The sequence below is a fragment of the Dietzia sp. 111N12-1 genome (genome assembly GCF_001658045.1).
Lineage (GTDB): Bacteria > Actinomycetota > Actinomycetes > Mycobacteriales > Mycobacteriaceae > Dietzia > Dietzia kunjamensis.
The window spans coordinates 137,706-151,397 of the sequence record NZ_LSSV01000038.1; the positions used below are offsets into that span (position 1 = coordinate 137,706).

14 protein-coding genes are annotated in these 13,692 nt (G+C 67.5%); 1 reads left to right on the forward strand and 13 read right to left on the reverse strand.

Annotated elements, in window-relative coordinates; translation table 11 throughout:
- Positions 1-11: 11 nt before the first annotated feature.
- From AYO52_RS10470 to rplJ, 11 genes are all read right to left on the reverse strand, one after another.
- Positions 12-1,256, reverse strand: coding sequence for an MCE family protein (locus AYO52_RS10470; protein ID WP_007631825.1), 1,245 nt, complete (start codon positions 1,254-1,256; stop codon positions 12-14).
- The gene (locus tag AYO52_RS10475; RefSeq protein WP_007631823.1) at positions 1,253-2,509 is read right to left on the reverse strand and encodes an MCE family protein; all 1,257 of its coding nucleotides are present in this window, start codon (positions 2,507-2,509) and stop codon (positions 1,253-1,255) included. Before AYO52_RS10475 ends, AYO52_RS10470 begins: the two co-directional genes overlap by 4 nt.
- A complete protein-coding gene (locus tag AYO52_RS10480; protein ID WP_007631821.1) occupies positions 2,506-3,735 on the reverse strand; it encodes an MCE family protein in 1,230 nt (409 codons plus the stop codon). Before AYO52_RS10480 ends, AYO52_RS10475 begins: the two co-directional genes overlap by 4 nt.
- Complete coding sequence (locus AYO52_RS10485; RefSeq protein WP_007631819.1) at positions 3,735-4,757, reverse strand: MCE family protein; 1,023 nt, start codon at positions 4,755-4,757, stop codon at positions 3,735-3,737. Before AYO52_RS10485 ends, AYO52_RS10480 begins: the two co-directional genes overlap by 1 nt.
- Positions 4,754-5,845 (reverse strand): MCE family protein, encoded by a 1,092-nt coding sequence (locus AYO52_RS10490; protein ID WP_007631817.1) that lies wholly within the window; start codon positions 5,843-5,845, stop codon positions 4,754-4,756. Before AYO52_RS10490 ends, AYO52_RS10485 begins: the two co-directional genes overlap by 4 nt.
- A complete protein-coding gene (locus AYO52_RS10495; RefSeq protein ID WP_007631816.1) occupies positions 5,842-7,278 on the reverse strand; it encodes an MCE family protein in 1,437 nt (478 codons plus the stop codon). The genes AYO52_RS10490 and AYO52_RS10495 overlap by 4 nt, the downstream gene beginning before the upstream one ends.
- Positions 7,275-8,132 carry an ABC transporter permease gene (locus tag AYO52_RS10500; protein ID WP_067716803.1) on the reverse strand — a complete coding sequence of 286 codons (858 nt, stop codon included), beginning with the start codon at positions 8,130-8,132 and terminating at the stop codon, positions 7,275-7,277. The genes AYO52_RS10495 and AYO52_RS10500 overlap by 4 nt, the downstream gene beginning before the upstream one ends.
- Positions 8,132-8,920 (reverse strand): ABC transporter permease, encoded by a 789-nt coding sequence (locus AYO52_RS10505; RefSeq protein ID WP_067716806.1) that lies wholly within the window; start codon positions 8,918-8,920, stop codon positions 8,132-8,134. The genes AYO52_RS10500 and AYO52_RS10505 overlap by 1 nt, the downstream gene beginning before the upstream one ends.
- A gap of 68 nt (positions 8,921-8,988) precedes the next feature.
- Positions 8,989-10,089 carry an ABC transporter ATP-binding protein gene (locus AYO52_RS10510; protein ID WP_067716808.1) on the reverse strand — a complete coding sequence of 367 codons (1,101 nt, stop codon included), beginning with the start codon at positions 10,087-10,089 and terminating at the stop codon, positions 8,989-8,991.
- A gap of 215 nt (positions 10,090-10,304) precedes the next feature.
- Complete coding sequence (gene rplL / locus AYO52_RS10515; RefSeq protein ID WP_007631805.1) at positions 10,305-10,691, reverse strand: 50S ribosomal protein L7/L12; 387 nt, start codon at positions 10,689-10,691, stop codon at positions 10,305-10,307.
- A 56-nt stretch (positions 10,692-10,747) separates the two neighbouring features.
- Positions 10,748-11,260: a 50S ribosomal protein L10 gene (rplJ, locus tag AYO52_RS10520; protein ID WP_007631803.1), complete on the reverse strand. Its 513-nt coding sequence runs from the start codon at positions 11,258-11,260 to the stop codon at positions 10,748-10,750.
- A gap of 345 nt (positions 11,261-11,605) precedes the next feature.
- Here rplJ and AYO52_RS10525 point away from each other — a divergent pair, with 345 nt between their 5' ends.
- On the forward strand, positions 11,606-12,592 hold the full coding sequence (locus tag AYO52_RS10525) for a diacylglycerol kinase family protein (RefSeq protein WP_067716811.1): 987 nt from the start codon (positions 11,606-11,608) through the stop codon (positions 12,590-12,592).
- Positions 12,593-12,620: 28 nt separating this feature from the next.
- Here AYO52_RS10525 and AYO52_RS10530 read toward each other — a convergent pair whose 3' ends face one another.
- Positions 12,621-13,211 carry a TetR/AcrR family transcriptional regulator gene (locus AYO52_RS10530; RefSeq protein WP_007631800.1) on the reverse strand — a complete coding sequence of 197 codons (591 nt, stop codon included), beginning with the start codon at positions 13,209-13,211 and terminating at the stop codon, positions 12,621-12,623.
- A gap of 39 nt (positions 13,212-13,250) precedes the next feature.
- A complete protein-coding gene (locus tag AYO52_RS10535) occupies positions 13,251-13,610 on the reverse strand; it encodes a hypothetical protein (protein ID WP_132063036.1) in 360 nt (119 codons plus the stop codon).
- Positions 13,611-13,692: the final 82 nt, after the last annotated feature.

The following is a 13,692-nucleotide window of genomic DNA, read 5'->3' on the forward strand; positions in this document are numbered from 1 at the left end:
CGGTTGCGCGGTCACCGGGGGATCAGCCCCTGCAGCACCGCGAGCTGCGTGGCGGCCACGGACAGGTTGGCCTTGTCGGGGTCGATCTTGGGCTTGGTGTCCCACGGCTGCGGCACGTCCGGGTGCGCATATTCCATCCGATCGGCACTGCGGACGCCGGTGGGGCTGCCGAACGGCACGGTGCACTGCGCATCGTAGTTGGGCGGGAAGTCCTGTTCCTGCCAGTCGAAGGACGGGTCCTGCGCCTCCATTTGCTCGATGATCTCCCACGTACCTTCGTACCCTTGGGTACACGGTGGGGGGTTATTCGTCTCGAGCGACAGACCGAAGTGGATGGTTCCATCTCCCGGAGCCACGGTCAATGCGCCGGCAGCCAGTGCCGGCAACAGCTGCAGGAGCACCTTGAACGACGGCGCCAGTGGATCGACCGTCTTCATGGTCGCCGACAGGTTCCGCACGGTTCCGGACAGCGGGTCGCCGGAGTTCTCCACCAGGTAGCGGGTCTCATCGGCGAACTCCGGTCCCGTGGTGATCAGCCGTTCCAGGTCGGAGTCCGAGTCGCGCAAGGCCTCGGTGACCGTCCTCAGATCCCGGGAGAAGCTGACGATCTCGCCGGACTGGTCGGCCTGCGTCTCCAGGACGGTCGCCCCGTCGCGGATCAGCGTCTGCAACTGCGGCATGGTGCGGATACCGGACTCGGAAATCCGGATGAGGGAGTCCGAGAGCCGCTCCAGCTGGGGCCCCCTGCCCTGGAAAGCCTTGCCGAGTTCGTCGACGGTCACCTCAAGGTCGTCCAGGGGGACCGATCGGGAAAGGTCGTCGACGGAGGCCAACAGGTTCTCGACGGGTACCGGCAGCGCTTCGCGGCCGGCGGAGACCGTGTCCCCGTCCTCGAGATACGGCGCCGAGTTGCTGTTGGGTCGCAGGTCCACGTATTGCTCTCCGATGGCGGAGCGGTTGGCGACCACGGCCTCGGTGTCCGCCGGGATGTCGGGGGCGCTCGAGTCGAGGTCGAGCTCGACACGCACACCGTCGTCGGTGAGCGAGAGCTCCCCCACCCGTCCGATCGCCGTGCCGCGGTAGTTGACGGCCGCGTTGGTGAACACCCCGCCGGTCTCGGGCAGGTCCAGATAGACCTGGTACTGGCCGATCCCGAACAGCGAAGGCAGGCGCACGTAGTTGGCGCCAACGTAGGTGATCCCGACCGCCGCGATCACACAGAAGGCGATGAGCTGGTTCCTGAGTGTCTTGGTCATCGGTATCCTGGCTCCCCTGGTTCGGGCAGGTAGTTCTCGGAGAACTCCGAAATTCCTGGTGCGGGCTTGGGCACCACCGCCCGGTCCATGACCGGCGGGACCGGCAGGAGCGGCAACACGATGGTCGTCCGCCGGTCGGGGCCGTTGTCGCCGACCCAGGGGTTCTGCGGGTCCACGACGTAGGGCCCGCTCGTGGTGGTCGGACGGAGAACCACCGGTTCGCCCTGGTTAGCCCCCAGATTCCGGAGCGTCTCAGAGATCGTCGCGTCCACGGAAAGGAACAGATTGGCCGCACCGCCGACGGTCGCCGGGATAGACGAGTCCGGGAAGGGGAGGGTGGGGACGAAACCGAGCAGTTCGATGAGTTCTGGAGTGGTCTCGCCGAGGTACTGCAGGACCGGGCGCAGCGCCCGCAGGTCGGCGATGAGGTCCTCCCTACTGGTGAGCAGGATGTCCGAGCCGACCTGGCCCAGCGCGTCGACCCGGCGCAGCATCTCCACGAACTGCGAGCGCTGCTCCTCGAGCACCGCCACCCCGGCGGGCAGCTGGTCGAGCGCCGCCTCGATCTGCTGGCGCTGGTCGTTGGCCCGCGACGTCATGAGGTTCACGCCCTCGAGGGCTTCCGTGATGCTGTCGCGCTGCCGGTTGAGCCCCCCGATGAGTTCGTCCGCCGATCGCAGGGTCCGGGTGAGATCCTCTTCGCGGCCGTCGGTGGCCTTGCGCAGTTCGGCCACGATCGGCTGCAGCTGGTCCACGCCGCCGCCGTTGAGCAACAGCGACAGCGCGCCGAGAACCTGCTCGATGTCGGTGGCCGTGCGGGTGTCCGAGGTGGCGATGACGTCACCGCTGGACAGCTCTCCGGTGGGCGGCTCGTCCTCCGGCGGGCTGAGCTGCACGAACTTCTCGCCAAGGAGATTGGTCTGCTGGATCGAGGCCTCGACGTTGGCGGGCAGCCCCATGTCGCCGCGGACGACGATGTCCACCTCTGCAGTCCACCCGTCCTCCGCCAGCGAGATACCGGACACGCGGCCGGCGTCCAGACCATTGACCTTGACCGAAGACTGCAGGACCAGATCCAACACATCGTCGAAGCGGACGGCCACGTGCATGGGGTTCTCCCCCAGGTCCGCGCCACCCGGCAGGGTGTAGTCCTCCAGATTCATCGAGCACCCCGCCGCGAGCGCGGCCACGAGCGCGCTGGCACCGACCGCGCGGGCGGTGCGACCGAGTACGGGCATGGTCGGCCTGATCATCCCCGGCCCCCTTCCGAGGCGGGCGTCATCGGCCACCCGCGATTGCCCTGGACCGTCCCGGGAACCGGGATGGACTGATTCATCTCGCCCGCGAGGATGCCCAACGGCAGGTCCGGGTTGGACGCGCGTAGATCGGCGTTGCGCTGTGGCGCGAGAGCCTCGCAGGCCTCGATATCCGCGCGCCGGATGTTGTCGAGCTCGGCCAGCATCTGGTCCCCGGGATTGAGGCGGCCGAGCCTCATGAGCTGGCACAGGACGCCGGCCGGGTCCTGCAACTCCGGGATGTTGAGACGCAAGGACACCGTCCCAGACTCGGAATCGTAGGCGCCGACGAGGTTGGACAGACCCAGCGGAGCCAACTTAAGGATCTCCTCGATGTCGTCCCTCTGGTCGGCGGTGATCTGACTGAGCCTCACCAAGCGGTCCGCATTGCTGCGGATCACGTCCTGGTTGTCCCGCACGAGGCGCGCGACATCCGCGAGCGCATAGCTCAGTTCGGCCAGGGCCCCCTGGAGGTCCTCGCGCTGACCGGCGACGGTCTGGTTGAAGCTCGACATCTGGGAGTTGAACTGCCTCACCTGGGCGTCGTTCTGCGCGAGCATCGTGACGAACGACTGGAGATTGACCACGGTCTCGCTGATGTCCTGACTCGAGTCCGCCAACGTCGTCGCGGCCTGCGACAACTCGTCGATCGACCGCCCGAGTGCGGCACCATTGCCTCCGAGCGTATCCGCGGACGCGGTGACGAACCGGTCGAGCGCGCCGTCCTTGTTGGCGCCCTCCGGACCGAGAGCATCGGTCAGGCCCTCCACCGAGGCGTAGAGCTCGTCCACCTCGACCGGTGTCGCCGTCCGCTCGAGGGGGATGTGCGCTCCCGATTCCATCTTGGGGCCACCCGAGTAGGCGGGCAGTAGTTGGACGTTGCGGTCCGGGACGACCGAGGGCGTCACCTGGATCGCCTTGGCGTCCGCCGGGACGTCCACGCCCCGGCGGACGTGGAGCTCGACCTCGACGGTCTCCCCCATGGGGGTCACCTTGTCGACGGAACCCACCGTCACCCCCAGGATCCGGACATCGGAGCCCTCGGATATTCCGACGGCTGTCGAAAAGGTGGCGGTGATGGTAGTGCGTCCGAGGCTGGTGACGGCGAGGTAGCCCACGGTCACGGCGGCCACGACGACGACGAGCAACAGCCCGACGAGCGGGTACGGCAGCTTCTTGCGCATCAGTTGATCCCACTCTGTCTTGCGGGCGCGCGGGCGCCGGGATAGAAGGGCGGTTCGGGGATACCCGGCGGGAGGAGGTTGGTGATCACGCCATCGAACCATCTGCCCGTGCCCAGCATATTGGAGTACAGCCGATAGAAGGGCCCGAGGTTGTGGATGGACGCCCTCAGCTCTTCCTCGTGGTCGGTCAGCACGGCCAGGGCGGAGTCGAGACTATCCAGGGTCGGCTTGAACTCGGCCTCGTTCTCCGCGACGAACCGGCGGAGCTCGATCGACAGTCCGCGCGTGGAGGCCAACACCAGCTTGAGGCTCTCGGCGCGCTCGTTGAGTTCACCTAGCAGCTGTCCGGTGCCGATGATCAGGCGCCGGAAGTCGTCATTGCGGTCGGCCACGATCTGAGAGCTCGTGCGCGTCGCCTCGAGTAGCCTCCGCAATTCAGCGTCCCGGCTGGAGACGGTCTGCGACAGACGCGCCATACCGTCGACCGCGCCCCGGAACTCCTCGGGCGACGCCTGCATGGTGTCGGTGAGCGTGACCAGGCTCTCGGCCAGTTTGGCGTCATCGATCTCGCCGAGCGTCTCGGCGGCGGAGGAGAATGCTGTGACCACGTCGTACGGAGCCACCGTGCGCTCGAGCGGGATCGGCTCCGCCGTTTCGAGTTCCCCGGTTCCCGCCGGCGTGAGCGCGAGGTACTTCTGGCCGAGCACGGTCTTGAGCTGGATGCTCGCCCGGGTGTCGTCCCCCAGCCAGGCGTCCTTTGCCCGGAAGCCCACGGCCACCTTGTCGCCTTCGAGCGCCACGTCGGTCACGACGCCCACCTTGACGCCGGCCACGCGGACCTCGCTGCCACCCGCCAGCCCGGCGGCCTCGGAGAAGTAGGCCGTGTATTTGGGCCCCGCCCCCACGATCGGTAGCGCGTCGAGCCTGAACGACACGGCGGTGAGGGCGAGGATCACCAGGACCCCGATCGCTCCGACGGTGGCGTTACTGAACCGGGGCTCACCCGGCCTGCGCTTGCTCATGGGATTCCCCCTGCGTGGCACCGAGGCGCGACGTTCGTGTACACCGGATGATTGATCGTGGGGCCACCGCTCGGAAGCAGGTTGGGCACGTCGGTGCCCGGGCCGTGCACCACGTCGACGCCACAGAGATAGAACTGGAACCAGGACCCGAACGAACCCATCCTGATGAGGCCGTCGGTCTTGCGCGGCAGATTGATGAGAACCTCGCTGAGCTTGTCGCGGTTAGCCGTGAGGTCGTCGGTGACCAACTTGAGGTGGTCGAGCGACTCGGTGACGGCGGGCCGCGTGGCAGTGACGATGTTCTCCGCTGACGAAGTCAGGTCCGCCATCGAGTCGAGCGAACTACCGATCGCGTCCCGCTCGTCGGCGAGTCCCTCGACGAGTTGCCTGGTGGTCACGACGAGCTGTTGGAACTGCACGTCCCGCTCGTTGATCGTCTCGAGGACCCGGGTGAGGTTGTCGATGACCTCGCCGATCACCTGATCCCGATCGGCCAGGTGGTTGGTCAGCTCACCGGTCTGGCGGACCAGGCTCGTCACCGTTCCGCCCTCCCCCTGCAATACCCGAACCAGCGAGTCCGCGAGCGCGTTGACGTCCTCCGGCTGCAGGGTCGTGAAGAGCGGCCGGAAGCCGTTGAACAGCGCCGTGAGATCGACCGCGGGCGAGGTGTTCTCGATACCGATCGTGGTCCCTTCCTGCAGGGTCGATTGGACCGGCCCGGGTTCCCGCGAGATGTTCATGTACCGCTGGCCGATCATGTTGCGGAACCGCAGCGCCAGGTGCACGTTGGCCGGCAGGGTGCGGTCGCCGGCCAGCGTGAAGTCCACCTTCGCCCGGTCGCGGTCGTGGATCTCCATCCCGGTGATCTGGCCCACCACGACGCCGGCTATCCGGACGTCGTCGCCCTCCTCCAGCATTGTCACGTCGGAGAAGATCGCAGAGTACCCCGTACCTTCCGCCCGGGTGCCGCCCCGGATGGTCACTGCGAGGACCGTGCTGAGCAGCGCGGTGACCACGATGAAGACCGCCAGCTTGACGAATGACCCCAGCAGGCCGCCACGGAACAGCGCCTTGAGTTTGGCGTTCATCGAAAACCCACCTCCGTTCCGCGCAGCGCTGGGGCGCCGATCCCGCCGATCCAGGCGGGGATCTCCTCCGCGTCGCGCGAGGAAGCGACCCCCAGCACGGTGCGGACGGTGTCGGTCTCCAGCGGAGAGCCGGCGTAGGCCATAGCCATCACATCGGCGCCCTGGCCCGCGGTCACGGTCGACGGGAACGGCATGTTGGGCTGCTCGGGCACCGCCTGGCCGGGAGCCGGGGGAACCGAGCCACGGCTACGGATGGCGGGAACCGGCCCGTCCTGGAGAAGCGGGTTGGGCAGGGTCGGTACGAACGCGGGCCCCGGGTTGCGGGTGGGGACCTGATAGCTCCCGTCGGCGACCGCCCCGCCAGGGGCCACCCCGAAGTTGAACGGCTCCTGCGCCGGGTCGTAACAGCGGGCACCGCGGGTGTCGAACAAACGCGGTTCGTCCTGGTTGGGTATGTAACGCCCCTTGGGACTGGCGACCTCGACCGTCACCCGGATGCCGGGGTGCTCGGTGCCCACGCCCAGGATGGCGTCAGACCGCTCCAGTGCGATCATGTAGAGCTCCACCGAGCACGGCAGTGCCGGCGAGTACTCGGCCAGGTACTCCAGGGTGGTGCGCGAATCCGCCGCCAGGGCGATGAGGTCGTTGCGGTTTGCGGCGAGGAAACCGGTGAGAACCTCGGACGACTCGCTGATGCGCCGCATGCCGTCGGCGATGTCGGGGCGGCGCTGGATCACCGTGTCCCCGGTGGTGCGCAGTGCGTCGAGGGCGTTGATGAGATCAGGCAGCGCCTCGGAATAGGTCTGGGAGAAGGTCGCCAGATCCTCCAGCCCGGCTTCCAGAGCGGGCAGCTCCTGGTTGATGCCGTCGAAGACCTGTCCGATCTCGACCAGGCTGGCGCCGATCTCGTCACCCTTCCCGGCGAGCGCCTGGTTCAGCGCTCCGAGCGTCCCGGCCAACTTCTGCGGCGGGACCGCCTCGAGAACGGGCAGTAGCCCGTCGAGGACGCGCCCCAACTCGAGAGCGTTGCCGCGGGTGTCCTGCTCGATGGTCGCTCCCGGTTCGAGCGTCCCCACGGGCTGATCGGGGAACCCCAGGTCGACGAACCGCTCACCGAACAACGTCTTGGGGAGCAGGCGGCCACTGACGTTGGCCGGCAGTTGTTCCATGAACGCCGGGTCGAACTCCATGTTGACCTGCACCCGGTCCCCGTCGGGTTCGACCCCGGAGACGCGGCCCACGAGGACACCGCGCGCCTTGACGTCCGCGTCGTTGGGGAGCGCGAAGGCCATGTCATCGGTGTACAGGGTGACGCTGTCCGAGTCGGTGAAGGCGCGGTTGTAGATCGCGATGGTGGTCCCGACGAACGCCAGGACGATAATGATGAAAAGGGCGGCCAGCAACCGCTTGGAGAGTACGGAGAGCTCGTTCATCCCGCCACCCGCACCGTCGTGGTCGTGCCCCAAAGTGCCAGTCCGACGAAGAAGTTCAGGATCGCCACCACGACGATCGTGGTGCGGACAGCGCGCCCCACCGCCACGCCGACGCCGGCCGGGCCCCCGGACGCGGTGTAGCCGTAGTAGCAGTGGATCATCACCAGCACGAAGGCGAAGATGATCACCTTGATGAAGGAGTAGATCACGTCTTCCGGAGGCAGGAACAGATGGAAGTAGTGGTCGAACGACCCTGTGGACTGTCCTTGAATCATGGTGTTGACTCCCCGCGTGGCGAGGTATGACGAGAGCAGACCCACGACGTAGAGCGGAATGACGGCGATGAACCCGGCGATGACCCGAGTGGTGACGAGGTACGGCACGCTCGGAATCGCCATGACCTCCAAGGCGTCGATCTCCTCGGATATCCGCATCGCGCCGAGTTGGGCCGTGAAGCCGCAGCCGACGGTGGCGGACAGGGCGAGCGACGCCACGATGGGGGCGACCTCGCGGGTGTTGACGTAGGCGGACAGGAACCCGGTGAGGACCGAGCTACCGATCTGGTCGAGGGCTGCGTACCCCTGCAGGCCGACGACGACCCCGGTGAACCCGCTCATCATGACGATGACGCCGATGGTCCCGCCGAGCACCGCCAGCGTGCCGACGCCGAAGGTCACCTCCGCGATCAGGCGCAGTACCTCGTGGCGGTAGTGGACGATCGTCTGAGGGATCCAGCGGATCGCCCGGAGGTGGAAGGCGAGCTGGTCGCCCAGGGAGTCGAACGAACTGACCGGGCCACGGACGAGGGCCCTCAGCCGGGCCCTCGTGGGTCCGACATCGGTATGGATCGCCATTACGACCCCTTCGGGGGAACGATCTGCAGGTACATCGCCGTCAAGATGAGGTTGGCGAAGAACAGCAGGAGGAATGTGAGGACCACGCCGAGGTTGACGGCGTCGCCGACCCCCTTGGGGCCGCCCTTGGGGTTCATCCCGCAGTACGAGGCGACCACGCCGGCGATGAGTCCGAAGATCAGGGCCTTGATCGAGGACATGATGAAGTCGGGCAGTTGTGCGAGGGCACCGAAGGACATCAGGTAGGCGCCCGGTGTGCCGCCCTGCAGCATGATGTTGAACACGTAACCGCCGGAGATCCCGACGATGGAGACGAGTCCGTTCAGGAGCACCGCGACGAGCATCATGCCGAGCACCCGCGGGACGACGAGCCTCTGGATGGGATCGATCCCCAGGACTCGCATCGCGTCGAGCTCCTCGCGGATGGTCCGGGCACCGAGGTCGGCGGCCACCGCCGAACCGGCGGCGCCCGCGATCAGCAGTGAGGTCACCAGCGGCGCACCCTGTTGGACGACGGCGAGGACGCCGGTGGCCCCCGTGTAGGCCTCGGCGCCGAGCTGCTGGACGAGCGACCCGGTCTGCATCGCCACGACGGCCCCGAACGGGATCGCCACCAGTGCCGACGGGAGGATCGTCACCGAGGCGATGAACCAGGACTGCTCTATGAACTCACGGAACTGGAACGGTCGCCTGAAGACCCCTCGTAGCACGTCGAGGAACAGTCGGAATACCTCGCCGGCCCCGCCCACCGCGGTCCGGAAGCCTCCTCCGACATCGGCCGGTGACATGCCGGCCCGTCCTTCTGGATGCTGGGCCGTACCCTCCGCCATCAAATCACCCCGGCTCGGTCGACGCGTCAGTTCTCGTCGGACCCGTAGTGCTCGTCCACTCCGGACGAGTTGGAGCCCGCGTCCGACTGCGACGAGGTGGCCCCTGCAGGCGCCGACGCGGCGACCTTACCGTTGCCGTGACCGCGAGAGGCCCATTCCTCGCGGATGGCCTGCTGCGCACCCTCCGGCAGCGTGTCGAGCATCTCTGCCACCCTCTCCTCACGCCGGATCTCACCCTTGCGCTCGGGGGCGCCCGGGGTCGGCTGCATCTGCGGCGGCACCCCCTTGAGCTCGTCCTCGCCCGGGGATCCGTCGATGTGCCCCTCCTCCGCCTGCTTCATCTCCTCGCGCATCTGCGCGTCGTCCTTCTCCTCGGACATACCGATGGGACCGAGCTTGGAGCCGCGCAGGAACTGGCGGACGGACGGTTCCTCGCTGGTGAGCAGCACCTCGCGGGGTCCGAACATCACGAGCTTCTTGCGGTAGAGCATTCCGAGGTTGTCCGGCACTGTGCGGGCGAGGTTGATGTTGTGCGTGACGATGAGGATCGTCGCGTCGATCTGGGCGTTGATGTCGATGAGCAGCTGAGCCAGGTAGGTGGTGCGGACCGGGTCGAGGCCCGAGTCGGGCTCGTCGACGAGGATGATCTCCGGGTCCAGCACCAGGGCGCGGGCCAGGCCTGCGCGCTTACGCATACCGCCGGAGATCTCGCCGGGCAGTTTGCCCTCCGCCCCGGTGAGGCCGGTGAGCTCGAGCTTCTCCATGACGATGTCACGGATCTCACTCTCCGACTTCTTCGTGTGCTCCCGCAGCGGGAACGCGACGTTGTCGTAGAGGTCCATGGACCCGAACAGTGCACCGTCCTGGAACAGGACGCCGAACAGCTTGCGGATCTCGTAGAGCTCCTTGGCTGTGCACTGCAGGATGTCAGTGCCGTCGATGATGATCTTGCCGCGCTCCGGGCGCAGCAGCCCGATCAGGGACTTGAGGAACACCGACTTACCGGTACCCGACGGACCGAGCAGCGCACTGACCTCGCCCTCGGGAAGGGTGAACGTGACGTCCTCCCAGATCTTCTGCGAACCGAAGGACTTGGTCAGACCCTCGACGGAAACCTCGACACCCACGTCAACCACTCCTCACTTCGGCCCTGATCTGTGGCCACGGTCACTATAAACTACCGCTCTGGAGGCATGCTTTGTTACATCCCGTGGAAAAGTGTTTCGTTTTCGCGGCCAGAGGGCAGGCGGGCGTGAGGAAACGGGCGAGTGGAACGCAAATAGGACAGGGACGGCCCGGCGATATCGCCGGGCCGTCCCTGGTGAAGCGGTAGTGCGTCAGATCACTTGAGGGTGACCGTCGCGCCGGCCTCCTCGAGCTTGGTCTTGGCGGCCTCGGCGGCCTCCTTGTCGACCTTCTCGACGATCGCCTTGGGGGCGGACTCGACGAGATCCTTGGCCTCCTTGAGGCCCAGGCCCGACACGAGCTCGCGCACGACCTTGATGACGCCGATCTTCTTGTCGCCGGCCGACTCGAGGACGACGTCGAACTCGTCCTGCTCGGCGGCGGCCTCGCCACCGGCAGCCGGGGCGCCGGCAGCCGCGACGGCGACCGGAGCGGCCGCGGTGACCTCGAAGGTGTCTTCGAACAGCTTCACGAACTCGGAGAGCTCCAGAAGAGTCATCTCCTTGAAGGCCTCGAGCAGCTCGTCGTTGCTGAGCTTCGCCATGGTGGCGTCCTTTCTGTTGGTCCCGGTGCCGTCAGACGGCCCGGAAGCATGTGGGGTTAGTTTTTCTTGTCCTCGAGCGCCGCGAACAGACGTGCCAGCTGCGAAGCGGGCGCGTTGAACAGGCCGGCGGCCTTGGTCTGGTTACCCTTGAGGGCACCGGCCATCTTCGCGAGCAGGACCTCGCGGGACTCGAGATCGGCGATCTTGTCGAGTTCGGTGGCGGACAGCGGTGAGCCGTCCATGACACCGCCCTTGATGACGAGCGCCTTGTTGTCCTTGGCGAAGTTCTTGAGCGCCTTGGCGGCGTCCACGACCTCACCGGTGACGAACGCGATGGCGGTGGGACCGGACAGGAGGTCATCGAGACCCTCGACTCCGGCTTCCTCAGCCGCACGCTTGACCAGGGTGTTCTTGGCCACGGTGTACGTGGCCGCGTCACCCAGAGTCTTGCGCAGTTCGGTGACCTGCGGGACGGAGAGTCCGCGGTACTCGGTGACCACGGCGGTCGTGGAGTTCTGGAAGTGCTGCTTGATCTCCTCGACGGCCTGGACCTTTGCGGGCTTTGCCATGTTTCGCCTCCTTTCTGCATCATCTCGCCCGAGAAAACACGAACGCCCCGTGCGCAGGTGGCACGGGGCGTGGAGGAGCTGGCACGGGCCCCTGGGGACCCACGGCACATCCGACGCTGACCGGTGTTCTCCTGCGCGGGCCGTCCGGGCGCTCCCGGACCCTTCGACCACCCCCGGCGGGAGCGGCGACCTGCGGTCTTCGGTGAAACTTGATCAGGTGCCCGAGAGCAGAGCTCCCAGGCGTTCAAACTTCGGACCCAAGGATATAGGCGGCCGCCGTCGCATACCAAATCCGCCCGGGGGCGACGAATGGCGGGCCGGTCGGCTTTCTGACACATTGGTGCGGTGTCCCCAGCCCCGTCTCGCCTCGCCGTCGTCTACAACCCCACCAAGGTCGGAATCGACGAGGTCCGCCGCCTCGCCGAGGAGCGGGCGTCCAGGCACGGGTGGACGGATCCCGTCTTCTACGAGACCACCGAGGAGGACCCGGGCACCGGTCAGGCGGCACGGGCGGCCGCCGACGGTGTCGGACTGGTGATCGCGTGCGGCGGCGACGGCACCGTACGGTCGGTGGCGCAGGGCCTGCTCGGCACTTCGGTGCCGATGGGAGTCGTCCCCCTGGGAACCGGGAACCTGCTCGCCCGCAACCTCGGCGTCCCGTTGGACGATGTCGACCGTGCGTTGCGTGTCGCCATGAGCGGTCGGAGCCGCGCGATCGACCTCGGCGAGGTCCACTACACCGACGGCGACGGCGTGTCCCACGATGACGTGTTCCTCGTGATGCTCGGCGCCGGGATGGACGCCGACATGATCGCGGGCACCGACGACAAACTGAAGGCACGGGTGGGCTGGCTCGCGTACGTCGGCGCGTTCGCCAACACGCTGTTGCGCGGCCACCGGATCCGGGTCGAGTACGCCCTCGACGACGGATCGCCGATCCAGACCCGCGCGCGCACCCTCCTGGTGGCCAACTGCGGGATGCTGCAGGCGGGGATGGTGCTGTTGCCCGACGCCGTCATCGACGACGGACTCCTGGACGTTCTCGCTCTGCGCGCCAAGGGCCCTCTCGGGTGGGCGCAGGCGGGTGCGGTGCTGGCCCATCACACGTTCCAGCACCGGCTCAAGCCGATACTGCGGAGGAACTCCACCCAGGATAGCGGGAAAGAAGAGCATCGGACCCGGCCACTGGATTTCCGCCAGGGCGTGGGGATCACCGCCCGCGTGTTGGAGAAACCGGCCGCGTTCCAGATCGACGGCGAGGACTGCGGCACCGTGACCGAGTTCTCGGCGCGGATCAAGCGGAGGGGGCTCACGGTCCGGGTGGCGGTCTGACCCGCGCTCCCCGACCTGGCCCCGGAGGTCAGGTCTCGGGCTTCACCAGCAGCGCCAGCACGTCGTGGATCTCCTCCACGGTGGGCACGGGCAGCGCTGAGCGCCCGTAGACGAACCCGATGCCGGCGTACACCAAGACGCCGGCGCGGATCCTCGCCCCCCGTTCGGAGAACCCGAGTTCGACGAACGCGTCGTGGACCACCCGCAGGATGCGTTGGTCCAGTTCGGCAACCGCCTCGGCGACGGTCTCGTCCGCCCTGGCCCATTCGCGGATCGCGGCCTCCCCCTCCCAGGCGCGGGATTCCACGAGCATCGCGCTCATGGTCTCCAGCCGTGCGTCGGGTGGCATCTCCTCCATGGTGACCAGACCACGGGCGGCGTCCATCTCCTGCGAGAAGTAGAGCCTGGCGATGGCGGCCATGAGCGCGTCGAAGTCGGCGAAATGCCAGTAGAAGCTGCCCTTCGTGACGCCGAAGTCGGCGCAGAGTCTGCTGATCTTGACCGCGGACCTGCCCTCGGTCATGAGCAGGTCCAGCCCGGCGCGGGCCCAGTCCTCCGCCGAGAGGCGCCCCGTGCGCGGACCGCTCGGCCGGGCGGACCATGTCGACCCCCGGGTCATCGGCCCGCGGCACCGTGTCGTGTCGTCATCGTCGTCACCCTACGTCGGACCGAGGGCCTCCATGACCAGAGCGCGCGAGTCCGGGTCGCGCCCGGGTTCGCCGTGCCACACGGGCCGGCTGCCCGCGAACGGCCGGACGACCCGCACCTCTGTGCCGGGCGGGGACTGTTCCAGCGGTGGGTGCACGAGCAGGTCGACCGTCGAGACGATGTCGGTGTAGACCACCCCGCGCGCCCGGAGGCCGTCCGCGTGGAGCCGGACGAGCAGGTCCGAGCCACGTACGGCCTCCCGAAACCCCTCGCAGATCGGGTCCATCCAGGCGGGTTCCCACGCGAGGATCGTGTCGTGGGTCCTCAGCCCGCGGCTGGGGTTCTCGACGTCGCCGACCCCCTTGGCCACCACCGCCAAGGCACCTGCGACGGCGCGGTGGCGATCCCGGGGACGGGCACGGCCGCGCCTGCATCCGCTTCGGCACTCGCGG

What these genes read in the sequence shown, in the direction of transcription:
- AYO52_RS10470 (WP_007631825.1), bottom strand. Translation starts at nt 1,256, where the DNA reads ATGACCAAGACACTCAGGAACCAGCTCATCGCCTTCTGTGTGATCGCG.
- AYO52_RS10475 (WP_007631823.1), bottom strand. Translation starts at nt 2,509, where the DNA reads ATGATCAGGCCGACCATGCCCGTACTCGGTCGCACCGCCCGCGCGGTC.
- AYO52_RS10480 (WP_007631821.1), bottom strand. Translation starts at nt 3,735, where the DNA reads ATGCGCAAGAAGCTGCCGTACCCGCTCGTCGGGCTGTTGCTCGTCGTC.
- AYO52_RS10485 (WP_007631819.1), bottom strand. Translation starts at nt 4,757, where the DNA reads ATGAGCAAGCGCAGGCCGGGTGAGCCCCGGTTCAGTAACGCCACCGTC.
- AYO52_RS10490 (WP_007631817.1), bottom strand. Translation starts at nt 5,845, where the DNA reads ATGAACGCCAAACTCAAGGCGCTGTTCCGTGGCGGCCTGCTGGGGTCA.
- AYO52_RS10495 (WP_007631816.1), bottom strand. Translation starts at nt 7,278, where the DNA reads ATGAACGAGCTCTCCGTACTCTCCAAGCGGTTGCTGGCCGCCCTTTTC.
- AYO52_RS10500 (WP_067716803.1), bottom strand. Translation starts at nt 8,132, where the DNA reads ATGGCGATCCATACCGATGTCGGACCCACGAGGGCCCGGCTGAGGGCC.
- AYO52_RS10505 (WP_067716806.1), bottom strand. Translation starts at nt 8,920, where the DNA reads ATGTCACCGGCCGATGTCGGAGGAGGCTTCCGGACCGCGGTGGGCGGG.
- rplL (WP_007631805.1), bottom strand. Translation starts at nt 10,691, where the DNA reads ATGGCGAAGCTCAGCAACGACGAGCTGCTCGAGGCCTTCAAGGAGATG.
- rplJ (WP_007631803.1), bottom strand. Translation starts at nt 11,260, where the DNA reads ATGGCAAAGCCCGCAAAGGTCCAGGCCGTCGAGGAGATCAAGCAGCAC.
- AYO52_RS10530 (WP_007631800.1), bottom strand. Translation starts at nt 13,211, where the DNA reads ATGACCCGGGGGTCGACATGGTCCGCCCGGCCGAGCGGTCCGCGCACG.